19 protein-coding genes and 2 pseudogenes are annotated in these 21,103 nt (G+C 70.9%); 9 read left to right on the top strand and 12 right to left on the bottom strand.

The features are described from left to right. Positions 1 to 83 precede the first annotated feature (83 nt). Positions 84 to 3,068 (bottom strand): annotated as a pseudogene (gene uvrA / locus OIE47_RS24830) (excinuclease ABC subunit UvrA); the annotation flags it as partial. A gap of 270 nt (positions 3,069 to 3,338) precedes the next feature. Then, entirely contained in the window at positions 3,339 to 4,394 is a 1,056-nt protein-coding gene (gene rsgA, locus OIE47_RS24825) for a ribosome small subunit-dependent GTPase A (RefSeq protein ID WP_326556923.1), read from the bottom strand. A gap of 195 nt (positions 4,395 to 4,589) precedes the next feature. Between rsgA and OIE47_RS24820 the strand changes: the two genes are divergently transcribed. Further along, complete coding sequence (locus OIE47_RS24820; RefSeq protein WP_326556922.1) at positions 4,590 to 5,306, top strand: maleylpyruvate isomerase family mycothiol-dependent enzyme; 717 nt, start codon at positions 4,590 to 4,592, stop codon at positions 5,304 to 5,306. A gap of 9 nt (positions 5,307 to 5,315) precedes the next feature. After that, positions 5,316 to 5,966 (top strand): MBL fold metallo-hydrolase, encoded by a 651-nt coding sequence (locus OIE47_RS24815; RefSeq protein ID WP_326556921.1) that lies wholly within the window; start codon positions 5,316 to 5,318, stop codon positions 5,964 to 5,966. Between the two features lie 246 nt (positions 5,967 to 6,212). Here OIE47_RS24815 and OIE47_RS24810 read toward each other — a convergent pair whose 3' ends face one another. Beyond that, complete coding sequence (locus OIE47_RS24810; RefSeq protein WP_326556920.1) at positions 6,213 to 6,527, bottom strand: type II toxin-antitoxin system PemK/MazF family toxin; 315 nt, start codon at positions 6,525 to 6,527, stop codon at positions 6,213 to 6,215. Then, complete coding sequence (locus OIE47_RS24805; protein WP_326556919.1) at positions 6,524 to 6,775, bottom strand: hypothetical protein; 252 nt, start codon at positions 6,773 to 6,775, stop codon at positions 6,524 to 6,526. Before OIE47_RS24805 ends, OIE47_RS24810 begins: the two co-directional genes overlap by 4 nt. Positions 6,776 to 6,947: 172 nt before the next feature. Here OIE47_RS24805 and OIE47_RS24800 point away from each other — a divergent pair, with 172 nt between their 5' ends. Beyond that, positions 6,948 to 7,601, top strand: a complete 654-nt coding sequence (locus tag OIE47_RS24800) for a YgjV family protein (protein ID WP_326556918.1) — start codon at positions 6,948 to 6,950, stop codon at positions 7,599 to 7,601. Here OIE47_RS24800 and OIE47_RS24795 read toward each other — a convergent pair. Next, on the bottom strand, positions 7,567 to 8,244 hold the full coding sequence (locus OIE47_RS24795) for a class I SAM-dependent methyltransferase (RefSeq protein WP_326563233.1): 678 nt from the start codon (positions 8,242 to 8,244) through the stop codon (positions 7,567 to 7,569). The genes OIE47_RS24800 and OIE47_RS24795 overlap by 35 nt on opposite strands. A gap of 164 nt (positions 8,245 to 8,408) precedes the next feature. Between OIE47_RS24795 and OIE47_RS24790 the strand changes: the two genes are divergently transcribed. Continuing rightward, positions 8,409 to 8,612 carry a cold-shock protein gene (locus OIE47_RS24790; RefSeq protein WP_326556917.1) on the top strand — a complete coding sequence of 68 codons (204 nt, stop codon included), beginning with the start codon at positions 8,409 to 8,411 and terminating at the stop codon, positions 8,610 to 8,612. Here the strand turns inward: OIE47_RS24790 and OIE47_RS24785 are convergent. Beyond that, the gene (locus OIE47_RS24785; protein WP_326556916.1) at positions 8,563 to 9,204 is read right to left on the bottom strand and encodes a DedA family protein; all 642 of its coding nucleotides are present in this window, start codon (positions 9,202 to 9,204) and stop codon (positions 8,563 to 8,565) included. The genes OIE47_RS24790 and OIE47_RS24785 overlap by 50 nt on opposite strands. 188 nt (positions 9,205 to 9,392) lie before the next feature. On the opposite strand from OIE47_RS24785, the gene OIE47_RS24780 reads away from it, so the two are divergent. Then, positions 9,393 to 10,502: an NAD(P)/FAD-dependent oxidoreductase gene (locus OIE47_RS24780; RefSeq protein WP_326556915.1), complete on the top strand. Its 1,110-nt coding sequence runs from the start codon at positions 9,393 to 9,395 to the stop codon at positions 10,500 to 10,502. 99 nt (positions 10,503 to 10,601) lie between these two features. On the opposite strand, the pseudogene OIE47_RS24775 reads toward OIE47_RS24780, so the two are convergent. After that, a pseudogene (locus OIE47_RS24775) lies at positions 10,602 to 11,858 on the bottom strand (MFS transporter); the annotation flags it as partial. After that, on the bottom strand, positions 11,855 to 12,430 hold the full coding sequence (locus tag OIE47_RS24770) for an ArsR/SmtB family transcription factor (protein WP_326556914.1): 576 nt from the start codon (positions 12,428 to 12,430) through the stop codon (positions 11,855 to 11,857). The pseudogene OIE47_RS24775 and the gene OIE47_RS24770, both read right to left, overlap by 4 nt. A gap of 147 nt (positions 12,431 to 12,577) precedes the next feature. Between OIE47_RS24770 and OIE47_RS24765 the strand changes: the two genes are divergently transcribed. After that, entirely contained in the window at positions 12,578 to 13,603 is a 1,026-nt protein-coding gene (locus OIE47_RS24765; RefSeq protein WP_326556913.1) for an NAD-dependent epimerase/dehydratase family protein, read from the top strand. Between the two features lie 36 nt (positions 13,604 to 13,639). Here OIE47_RS24765 and OIE47_RS24760 read toward each other — a convergent pair whose 3' ends face one another. From OIE47_RS24760 to OIE47_RS24745, 4 genes are all read right to left on the bottom strand, one after another. Beyond that, positions 13,640 to 13,852, bottom strand: a complete 213-nt coding sequence (locus OIE47_RS24760; protein ID WP_326556912.1) for a hypothetical protein — start codon at positions 13,850 to 13,852, stop codon at positions 13,640 to 13,642. Between the two features lie 28 nt (positions 13,853 to 13,880). Beyond that, a complete protein-coding gene (locus OIE47_RS24755) occupies positions 13,881 to 14,474 on the bottom strand; it encodes a peptidoglycan recognition family protein (RefSeq protein WP_326556911.1) in 594 nt (197 codons plus the stop codon). A gap of 221 nt (positions 14,475 to 14,695) precedes the next feature. Further along, the gene (locus OIE47_RS24750; protein WP_326556910.1) at positions 14,696 to 15,562 is read right to left on the bottom strand and encodes a transglycosylase SLT domain-containing protein; all 867 of its coding nucleotides are present in this window, start codon (positions 15,560 to 15,562) and stop codon (positions 14,696 to 14,698) included. 97 nt (positions 15,563 to 15,659) lie between these two features. Next, positions 15,660 to 17,057 (bottom strand): VTT domain-containing protein, encoded by a 1,398-nt coding sequence (locus OIE47_RS24745; RefSeq protein WP_326563232.1) that lies wholly within the window; start codon positions 17,055 to 17,057, stop codon positions 15,660 to 15,662. 131 nt (positions 17,058 to 17,188) lie between these two features. Here OIE47_RS24745 and typA point away from each other — a divergent pair, with 131 nt between their 5' ends. Genes typA through OIE47_RS24730 form a run of 3 tightly spaced genes read left to right on the top strand, consistent with a single transcriptional unit; the run spans position 17,189 to position 21,080 of the window. Next, complete coding sequence (gene typA, locus OIE47_RS24740) at positions 17,189 to 19,057, top strand: translational GTPase TypA (protein ID WP_326556909.1); 1,869 nt, start codon at positions 17,189 to 17,191, stop codon at positions 19,055 to 19,057. Between the two features lie 52 nt (positions 19,058 to 19,109). Then, positions 19,110 to 19,979, top strand: coding sequence for a serine hydrolase (locus OIE47_RS24735; RefSeq protein WP_326556908.1), 870 nt, complete (start codon positions 19,110 to 19,112; stop codon positions 19,977 to 19,979). A gap of 27 nt (positions 19,980 to 20,006) precedes the next feature. Beyond that, positions 20,007 to 21,080, top strand: coding sequence for a mandelate racemase/muconate lactonizing enzyme family protein (locus OIE47_RS24730; protein ID WP_326556907.1), 1,074 nt, complete (start codon positions 20,007 to 20,009; stop codon positions 21,078 to 21,080). Positions 21,081 to 21,103 lie beyond the last annotated feature (23 nt).

Below are 21,103 nucleotides of genomic sequence, written 5' to 3'. Positions count from 1 at the left end.
GCCCGCCGCCCCCGAGCCGCCGGTGTGGCGGACTTGGCCGCGGCGGTCTTGCCCGTGGGCGTACCGCTCTTGGCCCCGGTGCTCTTCGCCGCCGTGGTGGTCTTGGCTGCCGTGGTGGTCTTGGCCGGGGCCGTCTTCGACTTCGCGGCGGCACCGTTGGCCTTCTCCGCTCGCGCGGTCGCCGCCTCGGAGCCCTTCGCCGCACCCTTGAGCCCGAGCACCGGCCGCAGGAACTGCCCGGTGTGGCTCGTCGGCACCTCGGCCAGTTCCTCGGGGGAGCCGGCGGCGAGCACCAGGCCGCCCCGGTGGCCACCCTCCGGGCCCATGTCGATGAGCCAGTCGGCGGTCTTGATCACGTCCAGGTTGTGTTCGATCACGATCACCGTGTTGCCCTTGTCGACCAGGCTCTCCAGCACACCGAGCAGCTTGCGGATGTCCTCGAAGTGTAGGCCCGTGGTCGGCTCGTCGAGCACGTAAACGGTCCGGCCGGTCGAGCGTTTCTGCAGCTCGGAGGCGAGCTTGACGCGCTGCGCCTCGCCACCGGACAGGGTCGGCGCCGACTGGCCCAGCCGGACGTAGCCGAGGCCGACGTCGACCAGCGTCCTGAGGTGCCGGTGGATCGCCGGGATGGCCGAGAAGAAGTCGGCCGCCTCCTCGATCGGCATCTGCAGCACGTCGGCGACCGTACGTCCCTTGTAGTGCACGTCCAGGGTCTCCCGGTTGTACCGGGCGCCCTTGCAGACCTCGCACGGCACGTACACGTCGGGCAGGAAGTTCATCTCGATCTTGATCGTGCCGTCACCGCTGCACGCCTCGCAGCGTCCGCCCTTGACGTTGAACGAGAACCGGCCAGGGCCGTACCCGCGCACCTTCGCCTCGGTGGTCTCGGCGAACAGCTTGCGGACGTGGTCCCAGACCCCGGTGTACGTCGCCGGGTTCGACCGGGGCGTACGCCCGATCGGCGACTGGTCCACCCCGACGACCTTGTCCACGTGCTCCAGGCCGGCGACCCGGGTGTGCCGCCCCGGCACCATCCGTGCCCCGTTGATCTGGTTCGCCAGGACCGCGTACAGGATGTCGTTGACCAGGGTCGACTTGCCCGAGCCGCTGACCCCGGTGACGGCGGTGAACTGGCCCAGCGGGAACGGCACGGTCAGGTTGCGCAGGTTGTGCTCACGGGCACCGTGTACGACCAGTTCCCGGCCCGGCGTCTGCGGCCGGCGCTGCTTCGGGGTCGGGATCCTGCGCCGCCCGGACAGGTAGGCGCCGGTGACCGACTCCTGGTTGCCCAGCAGGTCCTTCACCGAACCGCTGTGCACGATCCGGCCGCCGTGCTCGCCCGCACCCGGACCGATGTCGACGATCCAGTCGGCGACCCGGATGGTGTCCTCGTCGTGCTCGACCACGATCAGGGTGTTGCCCAGCTTCTTGAGCCGGACCAGGGTCTCGATCAGCCGGTGGTTGTCCCGCTGGTGCAGGCCGATCGACGGCTCGTCCAGCACGTAGAGCACCCCGACCAGGCCGGAGCCGATCTGGGTGGCGAGCCGGATGCGCTGCGCCTCGCCGCCGGAGAGGGTGCCGGCCGGGCGGTCCAGGGAGATGTAGTCCAGCCCGACGTCGACCAGGAAGCGGAGCCGGGCGTTGATCTCCTTGAGCACCCGCTCGGCGATCATCTTCTGCCGGTCCGTCAACGTCAGTACGCCCAGCAGCTCGGCGCACTCACCCACCGACAGGGCGCAGACCTCGGCGATGCTCCGGCCGCCCAGGGTGACCGCGAGCACCTCCGGCTTGAGCCGGGCACCACCGCAGGCGGCACAGGGCACGTCGCGCATGTAGCCCTCGTACTTGTCCCGCGACCAGTCCGACTCGGTGTCGGAGTGCCGGCGCTGGATCCACTGCACCACGCCCTCGAAGCCGGTGTAGTAGGAGCGCTCGCGGCCGTACTTGTTGCGGTAGCGCACGTGGACCTGGTCACCGGAGCCGTGCAGGATCGTCTTCTGCGCCCGCGAGGGGAGCTTGCGCCACGGGGTGTCGAGGTCGAAGTGCTCCGCCTCGCCCAGCGCCTCGAGCAGGTGCAGGAAGTATTCGAGGGTCTGTCCGGAGGACCAGGGCTGGATCGCGCCCTCGCGCAGGGTCCGCTCCGGGTCCGGCACGATCAGCTCCGGGTCGACCTCCTTCTTGGTGCCCAGACCGGTGCACTCGGGGCAGGCGCCGTACGGGGCGTTGAAGGAGAAGACCCGCGGTTCCAGGTCCTCGATCGCGAGGGGGTGGTCGTTCGGGCAGGCCAGGTGCTCGGAGTAGCGCCGCTCCCGGTCCGGGTCGTCCTCGGCCAGGTCGACGAAGTCGAGCAGGACCAGCCCGCCGGAGAGGGTCAGCGCGGACTCCACCGAGTCGGTCAGCCGCTGCTTGGCGGAGGCCTTGACGGTGAGCCGGTCGACCACCACCTCGATGGTGTGCTTCTCCTGCTTCTTCAGCTTGGTCGCCGGTGCCTCGCCGATGAACTCGGTGAGCGGCTGGACCACGCCGTCGACCCGGGCCCGGGCGTAGCCCTTGCCCTGGAGCTCGGCGAACAGGTCCAGGTACTCGCCCTTGCGGCCACGGATCACCGGCGCGAGCACCATGAACTTGGTGCCCTCCTTCATCGCCAGCACCCGGTCGACGATCTGCTGCGGGCTCTGCTTGGAGATCCGCTCGCCGCAGACCGGGCAGTGCGGCTCGCCGACCCGGGCGTAGAGCAGGCGCAGGTAGTCGTAGACCTCGGTGATCGTGCCCACGGTCGACCGGGGGTTGCGCGAGGTGGACTTCTGGTCGATCGACACCGCCGGGCTGAGGCCCTCGATGAAGTCGACGTCCGGTTTGTCCATCTGGCCGAGGAACTGCCGAGCGTACGACGACAGCGACTCCACGTAGCGCCGCTGGCCCTCGGCGAAGATCGTATCGAAGGCCAGGCTCGACTTGCCCGAGCCGGAAAGCCCGGTGAAGACGATCATTGCGTCCCGCGGCAGGTCGAGACTGACGTCACGCAGGTTGTGCTCGCGCGCGCCGCGGATGATCATGCGGTCGGCCACTGTCCGTGTACTCCCGGGAGAAGAAAGCGAGAACTCGTCCGTTCGGACAAGCTACTGCGGCTTGAAAGACGTTCTGCGGTTAGGTCGAGCTTCTGCGGTTATGTCCAGCTTCCGGGTTTCGCCCCGTTTCGGTGATCTTGCCACCGAAGTCACTGGTCTTGCAGACGCCAAGAATGCGCCTCGGCAACTTTAGCCCCGAGGTACGACACTTTCTCCCACCCGTACGTTCCCCCTGGTCAACGCCGTGGCACCGCCGAACGGTTCCCCAGCCTAAGGACGGATCCGCCGGTCCGACCGGGCCCGCCGCCGCCCGGCCCGCGCCTCGGCCGCCAGCCGGGCGTCCCGGCGTCGGGTCTCGAACGCCACCTCACGTTGCAGCTTGCACCAACTCTCCCACCGGCGCGGGGTGAGCCCGCCGTCCTCCAGCGCGGCCCGGACCGCGCAACCGGGCTCCACCTGGTGCGCGCAGTCGTCGAACCGGCAGGCCGCGGCCAACTCCGCCACATCGGCGAAGGCGTGGTCCAGGCCACCGGCCGCGTCGAGCAGCCCGACCGCCCGGATCCCCGGGGTGTCCAGCACCGCTCCCCCACCGGGAATCGGGATCAACGCCCGGTGCGTGGTGGTGTGCCGGCCCTTGCCGTCCACCCCCCGGATCCCCTGGGTGACCATCACGGTCGTCCCCGCCAGCGCGTTGACCAGCGTCGACTTGCCCGCACCGGACGGGCCGAGCAGCGCCAGGGTACGGCCGTACGCGACCTGCGGGCGCAGGTCGGACAGGCCGGCGCCGGTCTGCGCGCTCACCGCCAGCACCCGTACCCCGGGCGCCACCTCGGCCACCTGGGCGGCCACCGCCGCCGGATCGGGGACCAGATCACACTTCGTCAGCACCACCATCGGCTCCGCCCCGGATGCCCAGGCCAGGGCGAGCAGACGCTCGATCCGCGCCATGTCCGGCGTCGGATGCATCGGCTCGACCACCGCCGCGGCGTCGAGGTTCGCGGCCAGGACCTGTCCGGTCGCGGCCTTGCCTGCGGTCCGACGCACGATCGCCGTACGCCGGGGCAGCACCGCCTCGGCGGTGACCCGGTCGTCCGGCCAGACCCGGACCAGTAGCCAGTCCCCGGCGCACGGCAGGCGGGCCGGATCGGCGACGGCCCCGGCCAGGACCGCCCCGGCCAGACTCGCCCGGTACGTCCCGTCCGCGCACAGTACGGTGCACACCCCGCGGTCCACCCGAACCACCCGGCCCGGCCGCAGGTCATCGTGCCTGGAGTACGCGCTGTGAAGCGCGGCGTCCCAGCCCAGGGACGCGAGATCAAACCTCATGTCAACCCTCGTCAGAATTGGTGAACCGGGATGCGGGAGACGCGCACGGCGACCGGCATGATCCCCACCTCCCTCCAACTCCCGGGTGACGCGTTCAACTCGAACGGTAAGGGCTGCCGACGATCCACCGAAAGCCATTTCCGGGTCCGGCCCGCCGACGACCACCGGCGGGGTGCGGACGACTAGGGTCGAAACGTGACCGTTGACCCATTGGTTCTGATCGCCGAGGTGGACCGCGCCACGGAGCGGCTGCTCCGTACCGCCGGCACCCTCGACCGGTCCACCCTCGCCGAACCGTCCCGACTGCCCGGCTGGAGCCGCGGACATGTGCTGACCCACCTCGCGCGCAGCGCCGACGCGCTGGTCAATCTGCTCACCGGGGCCCGGACCGGCCAGCACGTCCCGGCGTACGCGAGCGTCGCCGCCCGGGACGCGGACATCGCCGCCGGTGCCGACCGCCCCCTCGACGCCCACCTGGACGACCTGCGGGGCGGGGCGAAACGGTTCGCCGAGGCGTGCGCCGCGATGCCGCCGGAGGCCTGGGCGGCGGTGGTCAGGTCGCACCGCGGCGATCGGGTGGCGGCGGTGCTGGTCTGGACCCGCCTGCGTGAACTCGAGGTGCACCACGTCGACCTCGGCGCCGGTTACGACCCGGTCGACTGGCCCGAGGGGTTCGCCCAGCGGCTGCTGAACGAGGCCGCCGGTGACCTGGCCACCCGCGAGGACGTACCCGCGCTGACGCTGCGCCCGACCGACGCCGGCCGCACCCTGACCATCGGCCCGGCCGGAGCCGGACCGACCGTCGCCGGACCGGTGCACCTGCTCGCCGGCTGGCTGATCGGTCGGTCCACCGGCACCGGACTCACCGTCACCCCGAACGGCCCCTTGCCCACCCCACCGGACTGGATCTAGAGGTACGAGATGAGTTACCGCGGAGATGTCTCGCCCGGCGGGGCGCCAGACGTACGGGACCTGGACGACCTGACCATCACCAAGGTGTCGGTCGGGCCGATGGAGAACAACGCCTACCTGGTCCGCTGCCGCTCCACCGGCGACCAGGTGTTGATCGACGCGGCCAACGAGGCGCCCCGGCTGCTGGAACTTGCCGGCGAGACCGGCCTGAGCCACGTGATCACCACCCATCGGCACATGGACCACTGGGTGGCACTGGAAGAGGTGGTGGCGGCCACCGGGGCGATCAGCCTCGCCCACACCGCCGACGCCGACGGGCTGCCGATCGACTCGGAGACCCTGGTCGACGGGGACACCGTACGGGTCGGCGGCTGCGCGCTGGAGGTGATCCACCTGGTCGGGCACACCCCCGGCTCGATCGCCCTGCTCTACAGCGACCCGGCCGGGATCCCGCACCTGTTCACCGGCGACAGCCTGTTCCCCGGTGGCCCGGGGAAGACGACCGATCCCGCTCACTTCGACAGCATCATGAACGACCTGGAGACCAAGATCTTCGGGCGGCTGCCGGACGAGACCTGGTTCTACCCCGGCCACGGGCGGGACTCCACCCTCGGTGTCGAACGCCCCTCCCTCGAAGAGTGGCGGGCCCGCGGCTGGTAACACGGCACGACCCGCTCGGGCATCATCGGCGAGAGAAAGCCGTAATCACTGCAACCCAATGCCGCCCCCACCCGTAATACCGGTATCAACGACGCCGGACGGGGAGGTTGAGATGCGCGGCTTCGAGTGGAACTGATTCAGGTCGGAGGTGCACGGGAGCCGGCCACCTTCGCGGGTGGCCGGCTCCCGCGCCGATGGGCGGGCCGACGGGCGACGGGCGACGGGCGACGGGCGACGGGCGACGGGTCAGAGTTCGAAGAGGTCCTTGAGGGCCTCGACGATCCGGGACATGCTCGCCCCGGTGGCCATGCCGACCCGCTCCACACCGGCGGCGGCCGGGACCCGGCGCATCCGGTTGACCACCACCACCCCGGTCATCGGGTCGGTCTCGGCCAGCGGTACGACAAACGGCGGCAGTTCCGCGCTACCGCGCTGGCGGACGATCGGCGCGCAGTACGGCGACGCGCTCGGCCGGTCGTTGTGCGCGTCGCCGGAGAGCACGATGACGCGGTAACGCACCTTGCTGGGATCGCCGACAGTCCAGATCTCACCGCGGTTCACGCCGCCTCGACCAGGTCATTCCAACCCGCTTCGAGATTGTCGGCGAGCCGGTCGAATCCGTCGAGCTCGTCGCGTACGTCCGGGTTGGCGGCCAGCCACTCGTCCTGCCGGCGGGCGGCGTCGCGCATCGCCTCCCGACGGGCGGCCCGGTCGATCCAGGCGGACAGGGACATGCCGGCCTGGCCGGCGGCGGCACGCGCCCGGGCGAGTGTGTCCGGGTTCAGACTCAACGTGACCTTGTCTGCCATACGGGCCACCATACTCGTGGTGGTACGGCCGGTGGTACGTCTCACACCATGCCGGTACCCCCGCGTGTCACCCCTGCGCCCGGCACGGCGACGACAACCACGCCCGGTCCGCGCGCTTCACCACCTGCGTCCGATTTTGGGCAGGTCAGCGGGCAGGGGCTAACCTCGGCGGGTGAACTGGCTGGACATCATCGGTTGGATCGGCTCCGCGGTACTGGTCTGGTCCCTGCTGCAGACCCGCGTACTGCGGCTGCGCGCGCTGAACCTGGTCGGCTCCCTGATCCTGATCGGTTTCAACACCGCCCTGGGGGTCTGGCCGGGGGTCGGGCTGAACGTGGTGATCGCGATCATCAACGTCTGGTACCTGCGCCGGATGCTCGCCACCCGGCACGACGAGCGGACCTACGAGGTCGTCGAGGTCGGCACCGACGACGGGTTCCTGGCCCACACGCTGCGCGTACACGGGGCGGACATCGCCCGGTTCAACCCGGGGTTCGAGTGGCACGGCGCCGACCCGGACCGGACGGCCTTCCTCGTCGTACGCGCCGACGAGGTGGTCGGGGTGGTACTGGTCGACGGCAGCGGCGGGGAGGTGGCCCGGGTGGAACTGGACTACGTGACCCAGCGGTTCCGGGACTTCACCCCCGGCGAGTTCGTCTACCGGCGCAGCAGTCTCTTCACCGACCGGGGCTTCCGCCGGGTGGTCACCCCACCGGGCATGGTCGCGCCGTACTACGACCGGCTCGGTTTCCGGCGCGAGGGCGACTCGTACGTCCTCGACCTCCCGGTGGTCAGCTCAGGAGCTGGAGCACGTCCATCCGACTGATCTCCGCGTCCTCGACCGAGTCGCTGGCCGAACCGTGGTAACTGGCCACCACCCGGAACCGGTCGGCCGGTAGGAACACCCGCCCGGGGTCGCCGACCAGCACCCGCGCACCGCGTGCCGCCGCCCGCTCCAGGAACGGCAGCATCCTGTCCGCCAGTGCCCGGCGGTAGAAGACGTCACCGGCCAGGATCAGGTCCGCGTCCAGCCCGTCGCCGTCGAGCAGGTCACCGTCGGCCTGGCGTACGTCGATCCGGTTCGCCCGCGCGTTCATCCCGATCACCGCCAGGGCGTACGGGTCGATGTCGTTCGCGGTCACCGTGGCCGCCCCGGCCAGCGCGGCGGCGATCGCGGCCAACCCGGAGCCCGCGGCCAGGTCGAGTACGCGCAGACCGGCGACCGCCTCGGGATGGTCGAGCACGTACCGGGCGAGTGCCTGCCCTCCCGGCCACGCCGACGCCCAGTACGGTGGCGCCAGCACCGCCCCGGCCTCGGCCTCCATCCTGGCCCACCAGACGATGGCGTCCTCGGCCAGATGCAGGCGTACCTCGGGCACGAACGGCACCTCGACGAGCCGGAGCCGGTCCAGTCCCCCGGTGTCGGTCGCGGAGATCTTGGTTTCGAGGTCGGCTAGCGGGCCCGCCATCCGTCTCGTCACGGGTCAAGCATGCCGTAGAACGGCCCTTCCGGCCCCGGTTATCGCCCTGACTGTCGCCGAGCCGCGACTTCGGCGCGCATCATCCGGGTCGGAACGCTAGTGTCGGTGACGTGTGGGACGACCACCGTCGCACACCTGTTAAGGAGATTTGAATGGCAACCGGCACCGTGAAGTGGTTCAACTCAGAAAAGGGCTTCGGCTTCATCGAGCAGGACGGCGGAGGACCGGACGTCTTCGTCCACTACTCCGCCATCGACAGCCAGGGTTACCGCGAGCTCAACGAGGGCCAGAAGGTCGAGTTCGAGGTCACTCAGGGGCAGAAGGGCCCGCAGGCGGCGAATGTCCGGCCGATCTGAGCCAGCTGCGCCGGGCACCCAGCAGCACGACCCAGCCGACGGTCAGGCCGATGCCGACCGTGGCCACCATCGTGAACGACTCTCCGGGCAATAGTCCACCCAGTGAGTTCGCCGCTGTGCCCAGCAGCACGTACAGCCCGGCCCAGAGCGCGGCACCGAGTGCCGCGCAGGAGACGAAGCGGCGGTAGGACATTCGTAGGCCGCCGGCGGCCAGTGGTAGCAACGCGTTGAACACGGGCAGGAACGGGGCCACCATCACCATCCGGCCGCCACCGCGGTTCAGGATGCCCTCGGCGGCGGCCCACCGGGCCTCGCCGATCCAGGCTCCGATCCGACCCTGCCGGATCCGGTCGCCGAAAAGCCGACCGGCGAGGAAGCTCAACGACCAGCCGACCACGCAACCGGCTATCACGCTGAGGTAGGCACCGGCGGGTCCGCCCGGTCGGCCGGTGCCCACCACGGCAAGCACCGCGATGTCGCCGGGTACCAGCACGCCTACCAACGGGATCGCGTCGAGCAGCATGACCACGCCGAGCCCCGCCAGGTACAGGGCGCTCGGGAGCTCCCCCAGTTGCGCCAGCCAGTCAGCCACGCCCACACCCCCGCTGCCCCATGGCTACACCGTAGGCGGGCCGGCCAACTTTTCCCTCCGGGACAGTCCCCTCGATCGGGTCCGAAACCCCTGATCCCACTCAGGGTCGTCCCCGATTTCCCGTTTGGACCCGAAACTGTCTCGCCATTGATTGCCGTCTCCGCCTTGACCGACTACGGTCAGCGGCCGTGGACGCTGACTTCCTCATCATCGGCGGTGGGATAGCCGGCGCCAGCGCGGGCTACCACCTGGCCGCGTACGGGCGGGTGGTCCTGCTGGAGATGGAGAAGGTCGCCGGCTACCACGCCACCGGCCGTTCGGCCGCACTGTTCTCGGAGTATTACGGCGGGCCGGTGGTGCGGGCGTTGACGTCGGCCAGCCGCGCCTTTCTGGATGACCCGCCGCCGGGTTTCAGCGCCGCGCCTCTGCTCACCCCGAGGGGGGTGCTGGCGCTCTCCCCGGCCGGTGAGGACGCGAGCTTCGACGCGGCGCTGGCCGACGAACTCGCCGCCCCGACCCCCGCCCGCGAGATCGACCTGGACGAGGTGCAGCGCTACTGCCCGATCGTCCGTCCGGGCCGCTACCACCGGGCGATGGTCCGCCCGGCGGCGCAGGACATCGACGTGGACGCGTTGCACCAGGGGTTCCTGCGGGGCATCCGGGCGGGCGGTGGTCGGGTGGTCCGGTCCGCCCGGGTCCGGTCGTTGACCCGGGTCGTCGGCGGTTGGCGGGCGGAGACCGACGCCGGGCACTTCACCGGTGGGCTGGTGGTCAACGCCGCGGGTGCCTGGGCCGACGAGGTGGCGGAACTCGCCGGGGTACGGCCGGTCGGCCTGACCCCGCTGCGGCGTACCGCGTTCCTGGTGGACCTGCCGGACGGGGTCAGCGCGGAGCGGTGGCCGATGGTGTCGGACGTGGCGGAGACGTTCTACTTCAAACCCGAGTCGGGGCGACTGCTGATCTCACCCGCCGACGCCACCCCGACCCCGCCCGGTGACGTACGCCCCGACGACCTCGACATCGCGATCGGGGCCGCCCGGGTCGAGGAGGCCACCACCCTCACCATCCGCCGGGTGCACCACGCCTGGGCCGGGCTGCGGACCTCGGCCGCCGACGACGTGCCGGTGGTCGGCCGGTCCGCGGACGCGGAGGGTTTTCTCTGGCTGGCCGGCCTGAGCGGGTACGGCATGCAGGTCGCGCCGAGTCTCGGTCGTCTGCTGGCGACGCTGGTCACCGGGGTCACGCCGCCCGAGCCGGGGATCGACCCCGCCCACGTCACCCCCGACCGCTTCCACTGAAGCGACCGCTCTCACCGCCCCGGCCGCTTCCACTGGCCCGGCCGCTTCCACTGACCCGACCTCGCCCACCGCTTGGTCGCGGTCGTCACCCGCCGGGCGGGTCGGCAGGTCGCGGCGTTGCCGCAGCGGGCCGAGGAGCAGGATCAGGCTGCTCAGCGGCAGGAGCGCCGTCATGATCCACATCGTCGGCCGGATCCCCATTGTGCTGCCGAGCGCACCGGCGAGCAGCGCACCGAACGGGATCGAGCCGAAGTTGAGCAACTGCATGCTGACGGTGACCCGGCCGAGCAGGTGGTGCGGGGTGTACGTCTGCCGGAAACTCCCCTTGATCACGTTGCCGGCGACGATCCCGGCGCCGACGACGACGCCCCCGGCGACCAGGAAACCGAGCCGGGGACCGGGCGCGGTGAGCGGGATGAGCAGGGCGAACGGTGCCGCACCCAGCTCGGACAGGAGCAGTCCACGGGCGGTGCCGAAGCGCCGGGCGAGCCAGCCGGCGGCGGTCGCACCGAGTACCCCACCGAGGCTGGTCAGGGCGATCAGGGCGCCGACCAGGCCCGGACTCACCCCCACCTCGCGGACCAGGAAGACCACCAGGATCGCCTGGTAGCCGACCAGGGCGATGTTGCTGGCCGCGCCGAAGACCGTCATCACCCGCAGGTAGGGGTCGAGGGCCACGAACCGGATTCCGGCGCGGATCTGCCGGCGCAGGTTCTCCCGGTGCGGGTCCCGGGCGGGCCGGGCTTCGGGCGTACGGATGGACCAGAGGCACAGCACCGAGACCAGGAAGCTGGCCGCGTCGGCGAGCAGCGCGGACGCCGCGCCGACCAGTTGGGCGAGCAGCCCGGCGAGACCGGGGCCGACCACGTGCGCCGCCGACTCGGTGCCCTGCAGCTTCGCGTTGCCCTCGGCCACCTCCTCCGGCCGCAACAGCGTGGGCAGGTAGACCTGGTAGGACGTCTGGAAGAACACGCTGGCCGTCCCGGTGCCGAGGGCGACCGCGAGCAGTTGCCCGATGCCCAGTACGCCGAACCAGGCGGCGACCGGCACGCTGAGGAACAGCACCAGGCAGGCGAGGTCGGCCAGGATCATCACCGGTCGGCGCGGCAGCCGGTCCACCCACGCGCCGGCCGGTAGCCCGATCACCAGCCAGGGCACCCAGGCGGCCGCGGCCAGCAGGGCCACCTGGAAGGTGGTCGCATCGACGGTGGCGACCGCCACCAGCGGCAGCGCCACGCCGGTGACGCTGCTGCCGAGCTTGCTGGTGGTCTGTCCGATCCAGAGCAGCCGGAAGTCCCGGTGCCGCAGCAGACTCCGGCGGGGTGCGACCGTCTGCCCGGCCGGGTCGCCGGTCACGGCTGCGCCGGTACGCCGTGGGCGAAGACGAAGACCGGCTCCCGGTGCTCGCCGTCGTCCGGGACCTCCCGGTTGGCCCACCGGTCCAGCACCCCGATCAGCTCGCCGCTGAGCTGAGTCAGCTCGGCCGGGGTGAGGTGCAGCCACTTGTCCGCGGAGAACGGTCCCTCGGTCCACCCGCCCGCCCCGGTCTCGGTCGCCGCCCACCAGGCCCGGACCAGGCTGGCGTGCCGGTCGAGGTTGAGCGAGAGCGAGGCGTTGAAGACCGCCATCGCGGCCGGGTCGTCGGCGAAGTCGGCCTGCGACCAGCGCACCCCGGCGGAGACCGGTCGCCACCATCGTTCCCGCCGGTCGCGGGCCAGTTCGGGCGCCTCCTCGACCAGTTCGCTGGCGGCCAGCACCTTGAGGTGGTGGCTGATGTTCGCCACCGCCTGGCCGGTCCGCGCGGCGAGCGCACTCACCGTGGACGGCCCGTCGACCTTCAACGCGTCCATCAGCCGGCGCCGCAACGGGTGTGCCAGCGCCGCCAGCACCCGCGAGTCGGTCACCTGCCGGATCTCTGCTCTGTCCATGCGAGGAGTCTGGCATCAGCAACAGGCATTGCGCAAGAGTTGTTGCGCAATGCCTGTTGCTGAACCGTGGACGGGTTGAGCTCTCGGCTTATTCGCCGTCGGCAGAAGGGGCGCAGGTCGGGCCGCCCGCCCGCCTACCGTGGGCGTATGGAGAGGACTGCGTTGGTCATCGGAGCAACCGGCCAGGTAGGCCGGGCGACCGTACGCGCCCTGGTGCGTGACGGGTGGCAGGTCCGGGCCGGTTCCCGGGGCGGACGGGGCGGGCCACTGTGGCCGCTCGACTGGCACGTGCACCCGGTTCCGCTCGACCGGGAGAACGACGACGAGCTCGTCGAGGCGATCGGCGACGGCTGCGACCTGGTGGTCGACACCGTCGCGTACGGCGCCCGGCACGCCCGACAACTGATCGAACTCTCTGACCGGATCGGCTCGGCCGTGGTGCTCTCCAGCGCCGCGGTCTACCTCGACGACCAGGGGCTGGGCTTCGGCGCCGACGGGGTGACCTTCCCCGTACCGATCGCCGAGACCCAGCCGACCACCATGGCCGGCACCGGGGACTACGCGGCCGACAAGGCCGCCCTGGAGCGCGAGTTGCTCGACGCCGGCGCGATCCTGCCCACCACCGTGTTGCGTGCCGGGGCCATCCACGGCCCGCACACCGTGCACCCCCGCGAGTGGCACTTCGTGAAGCGGGCGCTGGACCGCAGGCCGGCCCGGGTGCTCGCCTACGGGGGCGAGAGCCGGTTCCACCCGGTGTCCACCGCCAACCTGGCCGAGCTGATCCGGCTGGCCGCGTCCGAGCCGGGAGCCAGGGTGCTCAACGCCGCCGACCCGGAGGCGCCGACCGTACGGGAGATCGGCGCCGCCATCCACTCCGTGCTCGACCACTCCGCCGACGAGGTGCTGATCGACGGGCCCTCGCCGGCACCCCCGGTGGGCGAGACACCCTGGTCGACGGCGAACCCCGTGGTGCTCGACATGAGCGTGGCCCAACGACAGCTCGGCTACCGCCCGGTCACCGACTACCTCCGGTCCCTGCCGGAGACGGTGAGCTGGCTGGTGGACGCCACCCGCGACCGGGACTGGCGTGACGTCTTCACCGACCTGCTGGAGTACCGGACCGACTACTTCGACTACGCCGCCGAGGACGCCTGGCTGGCCCGGCACCGCTGACCGGCGGACGGTCGCCGGCTCCGGGCCAGGTGCGACTCAGTTCTGCAGGTAGCCCTGCGAGACGCGGGCCTCGGCGAGCAGCCGGGCGAACGCGTCCGGATTCGGCTCCACCAGCAGCGGCACGGTCGCGCCACCGCCGAGGGAACGGAGGTAGTTGAATTCGACCGGGCCGATGTGCCGGACCTTGCCGCTGTCGTGCACGAGGAAGATGGGGCTCGGGTTCTGCGTCGTGCTCTGGATGAGATACATGGGACGGACCTTTCTGGTCGTCGATCTCCTAGTTGTCGATGATCCATCTGCGCCGGGGCCGATCCGGGGCCACCGGCACCACCTCCGAGCCGCTCAGTTCCAACGCCCGGGAGACGATGGCCGGCTTCTGGGCGATGATGGCGGGACCGGGACAGTGGGGATGTCCCCAGTCGACCCCGTTCTCGGCCCCCATGCTGTGGTGGCCGAGCCCCCGCCCCGACGGACTGGTGGCGATCTGCAGTGGGATGTCGTAGACCTGGTTGGCGCGCACGAGCAGGCGTGCGTTCGCCTCGATCTGTTGTGGGGTGAGTGCGCCCGGAACGAAGCCCTCGTTCTCGACGCTGAGCCACGTGGGGTTCCCGGACCGTTGTGCCCAGGATCGGATGTCGGTGTCCACCATCTGCGCGATCCGGCCGTCCTTCGCGACTACGAAGTGTGACGAGACGTCGGCCGTCGGGTTCTTCTGCCAGGCGATGGTGCCCTCGAAGTAGCCCTCGGCGATGTGCAACACGATGCCGCGGTGCTCGGTCATCCGGTCGCTGGCCTCATTGCCGTTCTTGTCGCCGTCACCAGAGTTGACGGTGGGACCACGCCAGGTGGCGAGATCGGTCCAGAGTGCCATTGAATTTCTCCTATCGGCGCGTCTTACCCAAATGGATTGACAGTGCCGATCGTCCAACCTGTCCGACTTGAGAGTATCGTCGCCCACACGCCACTGACCAGGGAAAATGCGTGCCATCTTCTGTCGGGCGCACGTCAGATCGACTACCGGCGCAGTGCCGGCAGCCGATTTACGACGACAAATTGATCACAAGGGACGGTGGACCAGGATGGCCGTCCGGGTCAGAATCCGAGGCACTCGCACTCGGTCATCAACGTACGCACGTTGTCCGTATACCGGGGGTTCGTAATCTTGAGGTCGTACGTCCCGTCGGGTTGCAGCACGAGTCCCCTCTCGGGCCCCATGTTGTACGCCGAGATCACCGCGTTGAGCATGCACGGATCGACATGGTCGACACAGTCCGTAGCGTTGATGTCGTAACCGAGGCCGGTCCGCTCACTCAGGTACTTGATCAGCCAGGCCAGGTAGTTCGCGCCGAGCTTCGCGTTGTCCTGGTACTGGCCGATCTGGTACGACTGGCCGAACCGGTTGTTGATCTGGGACGCCGTACCCGGCATCACCTGCATCAGCCCGACACCACCGTCGCACGCCTGGATGTTGGACTGCCAACCGCTCTCCTGCCAGGCGATCGCCTTGAGCAGGTTAAGCGGCACCTTGATCTCCGGCGCCGAGGTGGGCCAGTAGGTCACGTTCGCTGCCTCGGCGAGCGCCGCCTTCACATCGGCCCGACTGGCCTGGGTGCCGACGTACTTCGGCCCGGTGCAGCCGGGCGGCGCCGGCTGGACAGCCGGCGGCGGCGGGATGTCCTTCTTCGGCACCGGCTTCGGCGGGGCCTTCGACTTCGGCGGCTTGGGCTTGGCGGTGGTCCTGCTCGGGCTCGGGGACGCCGACCTGGTCGGGCCGGTACCCAGGCCCTCGGCGACCGGGGCGGACGGCGGTGCGCTCGGCTCACCGGTGGATCCGGAGACGGTCACCCCGACCGGTGCGGTCACCCGATCGACCGGGGCGTCACCGCCGCACCCGGCCAGCACCAGGGCGAGCGACAGCGCACCCGCGGCCAGTCCGATCCGGCGCGTCGATCCAGTCATCGGAGCCCTCCCCGTCGAGTCCGAACGCACCGTAACAAGGGAACGACAACCGACCCGGACCCCGACCGCGGCGAATCATCCACTCAACGGGCACGGATCACGAACCGATCGGTTGAGGCTCCGGTGGCGCGGCGCCGCGTACGGCCCGGTCCCGGGTGGCCCAGGCGACCATGAACACCGCCGTCCAGAGCACCCCGAGCAGGATCGAGGTGACCGTCTCGCTGGCCGAACTCCAACCGACGTAGAGCCGCGCCGCCCCGACCATGAGCACCCCGACCGCCGCACCCGTCCACGCGGCCACCGCGAACGGCCACCGGTTCTGCCGGGCCAGCAACCAGGCCAGCGTGCACAGGCTGGCGGTGACGATCGCGTTCTGGTTCGGGAACGCCGCCACCCCCGCACCCGCCTCCTCGGGCGTGCGCTGACCCGGTTGGGTCAGGTCCGCGACCAGGGCCAGCAGCACCAACGGCAGGGACGCCCCGACCGTGCCGACCACGCTCACCAGGTCGGCCTGCCACGGCCGGGACCGCCAACCGACCAGCACCGCGACCAGGGCCACCGCGATGATCAGGAACGACCCGCGGAACACGTTGAGTACGGTGATCGCCGCGTCGGCCGTACCGCTGGCACGCTGTTCGGCGAACCACTGGGCGATCGCGTGGTCCACCACGTACAGGCCGCTCTGGTGGACCACCACATCGACCAGGTACGCCAGCCCCAGACCGATGGCGAACAGCAGCCCGAGCCCGGCCAGCAGGTTGATCAACAGGGTCCAGCCGGGACCGATGTGCATCGCGAGCAGGAAGAACAGCACCCCGTAGCGGCCGGCGAGCCAACGCACCGGCGGCAACGCGCGGGCCCGGCCCAGCAGCGCGCGTACCGGATCGGGGTTGCGGCCCAGCCACCGCCCGCCCAGCACGATCACCAGCACCGCGACCAGCAGCACCAGGACCGCCCCGGTCGCCTTGCCGAGATAACTGGAGACGGTCTCGTACGACTCCCCGGCCAGGTAGCCGACCACCACCGAGCCGCCGACCCAGCTCACCACCCCGGCCAGGTTCCACGGGGCGAACCGCCGGTAGGGCATCCCGGCGTTGCCCGCGAGCCGGGGCACCAGCGTCCGCGCGTACGCGATCCACCGGGCCGCCAGGACCGCGCGTCCGCCGAGCCGGTCCAGCATCTCGTCGGCCTTCGCCCACCGGCGCGCACCGATCCGCTGCCCCCACTTGCTGGCCCGGATCCGCGGCCCGTGCCGACGGCCGCTGCGGAACGCCACCGAGTCCCCGACCAGCGCCGACGAGATCATCACGACCAGCGCGGTGCCGAGATCCAGCGTCCCGGTGTAGGCGAGGAACCCGACCAGCAGCAGGGTCGCCTCACTGGGCACCAACAGCCCCAGCACCAACAGCCCGGTCTCGCCCCCGACCAGCGCCGCGGCCACCAGGTAGACAAGCAGCGGCGGCAACTGCTCAAGCAGCGTCACCACCGTATGCATATCCACCCCCGGACCACGCCGGCCAGCATGCCAGCCCGGAACAACCCCATGACAGCGGTTTGAGGGAGATCCCGACCACCCCAGGGGTGACCCCGACGCAACCGCGCCGGAGGAGGAGGGAGGATAGTGACATGCAGACCCGCGCCGACCTACGCAACGTCGCCATTATCGCTCACGTTGACCACGGCAAGACAACCCTGGTCGACGCCATGTTGCGGCAGTCCGGGGCGTTCAGCGCCCGGGCCGAGATGGCCGACCGGGTGATGGACTCGATGGACCTCGAGCGGGAAAAGGGCATCACCATTCTCGCCAAGAACACCGCCGTGCGCTACGTGCCGGCGGACGGCGGCGACCCGGTCGTGATCAACATCATCGACACCCCCGGCCACGCCGACTTCGGCGGCGAGGTCGAACGCGGTCTGACCATGGTCGACGGCGTGATCCTGCTGGTCGACGCGAGCGAAGGCCCGCTGCCGCAGACCCGGTTCGTGCTCCGCAAGGCCCTCAAGGCCCGGATGCCGATCATCCTCGTGATCAACAAGGTGGACCGGTCGGACGCCCGGATCAAGGAGGTGCTCGACGACACCTACGAGCTCTTCCTCGACCTGGACGCCGACGAGGAGCAGATCGACTTCCCGATCATCTACGCCTGCGCCCGCGACGGCATCGCCTCGCTGACCCAGCCCGCCGACGCCACCGTGCCCGGCGACAGCACCTCCCTGGAACCCCTGTTCCGCACCCTGCTGACCACCATCCCGCCGCCCTCGTACACCGAGGGCGCCCCGATGCAGGCGCACGTCACCAACCTCGACGCCTCGCCGTTCCTCGGCCGGCTCGCCCTGTGCCGGGTCCGCGAGGGCACCATCCGCAAGGGCGAGACGGTCGCCTGGTGCCGTACCGACGGGACCACCGAGCGGGTCCGGATCTCCGAGATGCTGATGACCGACGGCCTGGAGCGCAAGCCCGCCGACTCCGCCGGGCCGGGCGACATCATCGCCGTCGCCGGCATCCCCAACATCATGATCGGCGAGACGCTCGCGAACCTGGAAGACCCCCGACCGCTGCCGCTGATCACCGTCGACGAGCCGGCCATCTCGATGACCATCGGCACCAACACCTCGCCGCTGGTCGGCCGGGTCAAGGGCGCCAAGGTCACCGCCCGGATGGTCAAGGACCGGCTGGACAAGGAACTGATCGGCAACGTCTCGCTGCGGGTCCTGCCGACCGAACGGCCGGACGCCTGGGAGGTGCAGGGCCGGGGCGAACTGGCGCTGGCCATCCTGGTCGAGCAGATGCGCCGCGAGCAGTACGAGCTGACCGTCGGCAAGCCGCAGGTCGTCACCAAGGAGATCGACGGCAAGACCTGCGAGCCGGTCGAGCGGCTGACCATCGACTCCCCGGAGGAGTACCTCGGGGCGATCACCCAGCTTCTCGCCACCCGCAAGGGGCGGATGGAACAGCTGGTCAACCACGGCACCGGATGGATCCGGATGGAGTGGCTGGTCCCGGCCCGAGGCCTGATCGGCTTCCGGACCGAGTTCCTCACCGACACCCGGGGCACCGGCATCCTGCACCACGTCTTCGAGTCCTACGAGCCGTGGTTCGGAGAGCTGCGTACCCGCAACAACGGCTCCCTGGTCGCCGACCGGTCCGGCGTGGTCACCCCGTTCGCGATGATGAACCTGCAGGAACGCGGGACCCTGTTCGTCGAACCCACCAGCGAGGTCTACGAGGGCATGCTGGTCGGTGAGAACTCCCGCGCCGACGACATGGACGTCAACATCACCAAGGAAAAGAAGCTCACCAACATGCGCGCCTCCAGCAGCGACGAGACGGAGAAGCTGATCCCGCCGCGCAAGCTGACGCTGGAGCAGGCCCTCGAGTTCTGTCGCGAGGACGAGTGCGTCGAGGTGACCCCGGCGGCAATCCGGCTGCGCAAGGTCGTCCTCGACCAGAACGCCCGGGGCCGGGCCACGGCGCGCCGCAAGCACGCCGGCTGACCCAATCCGCACCGCACCACGGAAGATCCGCCGATCGGCTACGGTCGGCGGCATGAACTGGGACAGGCTCGACCGTGAGCTGGCCGACACGGCCGGCACGGTCTCGGTGTACGCGGGCCGGCTCGACGCCGCGCCCGCGTACACCCGGCTGCCGCAGCAGACCCACTACGCGGCCAGCACAATGAAGGTCGCCGTACTCGGTGCCCTCTACCGGGCCGCCGACACCGGCGCCCTCGACCCCGACGCCCCGGTCCCGGTCGAGAACGGGTTCGACTCCGCCAAACCAGGCGCACCCCGCTTCCGGTGCAGCCCGAGCTACGACAACGACCCGGCCGTCTGGGCCCGGGTCGGCGGCCGGGCCCCGCTCCGCTGGCTGGCCGAACGCATGATCGTCCGATCCAGCAACCTGGCCACCAACCTCGTCCTCGGACACGTCGGCCTGCCCGCCGTCGCCGCCGTCTGGGCCCTGGCCGGCGCCCGGGACAGCCACACCGGGCGGGGCATCGAGGACTTCGCCGCCCGCGAAGCCGGCATCGACAACCCGGTCACCGCCGCCGACCTGGCCGCCCTGCTCGGCACCATCGTCCTCGGCACCGAGGCGCCCGGCCCACTGGCGAGCACGGCGGCCTGCACCACGATGCTCCGGGTCCTGCTCGACCAGGAACACCGGGAGGACCTCGCCGCCGGACTACCGGACGGCACCCGGGTCGCACACAAGAACGGCTGGGTACACGGCGTACGGCACGCCGCCGGGGTGGTCTTCCCCAACGACGCGCCCCCGTACACGGTGGTGGTCTGCACCAGCGACCACCCGGACGGTGGCGACCCGGACGCGGCTGCCCGGCGGCTGATCGCCCGGGTCTCCGCGACGGTCTGGGCCACCCGTCGGGACCTCGCCCCGGTGCCGACACCACCGAGCTGAAGATCGCCGGCCGATAGGGTGCCGGACATGGCCATCGCCTCGGTCCGCACCCACCGGCTCACCGCCCCGCTGCACACCCCGTTCGTCACCGCGCTGCGCCGGGCGACCACCGTCGAGACGCTGGTGGTGGAGATCGTCGACACCGACGGCCGGTCCGGCTTCGGCGAGGCACCCCAGGTATGGCAGGTGACCGGCTCCTCGATCGCCGGCGCCGAGGCGTGCGTGTCCGAGCTGCTCGCCCCGCTCCTGGTCGGTCGGGACCCCGACGACCTGGTCGCCCGGTGCGCCGAGGTGCACCGGGCCGTCGCCGGCAACGAGGCCGCCCGCGCCGCCACCGACACCGCCCTGCACGACCTGGCCGCGCGCCGGCTCGGCGTACCCCTGGTCCGGCTGCTCGGCGGCACGACCCTGCGGGTGCCGACCGACGTCACCCTGGCCGCCGGCGAGGCCGGCGCCCTCTCCGCCGCCACCACCGGGCGGGTGACCGACGGCTTCACCGTCCTGAAAATCAAGGTGGGTACGGACGCCGCCGGCGACCTGGCCCGGGTCCGGGCCGTCCGGGCCGCCGCCGGACCCGACATCCGGATCCGGCTCGACGCCAACCAGGGCTGGACGCCGAGGGAGGCCGTCCGGATCATCCGGGGCGTCGAGGACGCCGGCCTGGACGTGGAACTGGTCGAGCAACCGGTGTCCCGGTGGGACCTGGACGGGCTCGCCTGGGTCAGCGACCGGGTCACCGTGCCGGTCCTCGCCGACGAGACGGTCTTCGGGCTGCGCGACCTGGTCGCGGTGATCCAGCGACGGGCGGCCGACATGGTCAACGTGAAACTCGCCAAGTGCGGGGGCCTCGGCGCCGCCCGGGGGCTGCTCGAACTCGCCGCCGCACACGGGATCGGGACCATCGTCGGCTCGATGATGGAGAGCCAGATCGGGGTCGGCGCCGCCGCCAGCCTGGTCGCCGCGTACGGCACCACCGCCGTCTCCGACCTGGACGCCGCCTGGTGGCTCGCCTCCTCACCCGTGCAGGGCGGGATCCGGTACGAGAACGCCTGCGTACTCCTGCCCGACGCGCCCGGCCTCGGCATCGACGGCGTGCGCTGACGCCCCCACTGGGCAAGACGACT

The sequence above is a fragment of the Micromonospora sp. NBC_01796 genome (assembly GCF_035917455.1).
Taxonomy (GTDB): domain Bacteria; phylum Actinomycetota; class Actinomycetes; order Mycobacteriales; family Micromonosporaceae; genus Micromonospora_G.
Note: the sequence above shows the minus strand (reverse complement) of the source record. Positions and strands in the feature narration are given on the sequence as shown.

Bases quoted from the DNA above. Each gene is read 5' to 3' on its own strand.
- rsgA (WP_326556923.1), bottom strand. From the start codon at position 4,394: ATGAGGTTTGATCTCGCGTCCCTGGGCTGGGACGCCGCGCTTCACAGC.
- OIE47_RS24815 (WP_326556921.1), top strand. From the start codon at position 5,316: ATGAGTTACCGCGGAGATGTCTCGCCCGGCGGGGCGCCAGACGTACGG.
- OIE47_RS24805 (WP_326556919.1), bottom strand. From the start codon at position 6,775: ATGGCAGACAAGGTCACGTTGAGTCTGAACCCGGACACACTCGCCCGG.
- OIE47_RS24795 (WP_326563233.1), bottom strand. From the start codon at position 8,244: ATGGCGGGCCCGCTAGCCGACCTCGAAACCAAGATCTCCGCGACCGAC.
- OIE47_RS24790 (WP_326556917.1), top strand. From the start codon at position 8,409: ATGGCAACCGGCACCGTGAAGTGGTTCAACTCAGAAAAGGGCTTCGGC.
- OIE47_RS24770 (WP_326556914.1), bottom strand. From the start codon at position 12,430: ATGGACAGAGCAGAGATCCGGCAGGTGACCGACTCGCGGGTGCTGGCG.
- OIE47_RS24765 (WP_326556913.1), top strand. From the start codon at position 12,578: ATGGAGAGGACTGCGTTGGTCATCGGAGCAACCGGCCAGGTAGGCCGG.
- OIE47_RS24760 (WP_326556912.1), bottom strand. From the start codon at position 13,852: ATGTATCTCATCCAGAGCACGACGCAGAACCCGAGCCCCATCTTCCTC.
- OIE47_RS24755 (WP_326556911.1), bottom strand. From the start codon at position 14,474: ATGGCACTCTGGACCGATCTCGCCACCTGGCGTGGTCCCACCGTCAAC.
- OIE47_RS24750 (WP_326556910.1), bottom strand. From the start codon at position 15,562: ATGACTGGATCGACGCGCCGGATCGGACTGGCCGCGGGTGCGCTGTCG.
- OIE47_RS24745 (WP_326563232.1), bottom strand. From the start codon at position 17,057: ATGCATACGGTGGTGACGCTGCTTGAGCAGTTGCCGCCGCTGCTTGTC.
- typA (WP_326556909.1), top strand. From the start codon at position 17,189: ATGCAGACCCGCGCCGACCTACGCAACGTCGCCATTATCGCTCACGTT.
- OIE47_RS24735 (WP_326556908.1), top strand. From the start codon at position 19,110: ATGAACTGGGACAGGCTCGACCGTGAGCTGGCCGACACGGCCGGCACG.
- OIE47_RS24730 (WP_326556907.1), top strand. From the start codon at position 20,007: ATGGCCATCGCCTCGGTCCGCACCCACCGGCTCACCGCCCCGCTGCAC.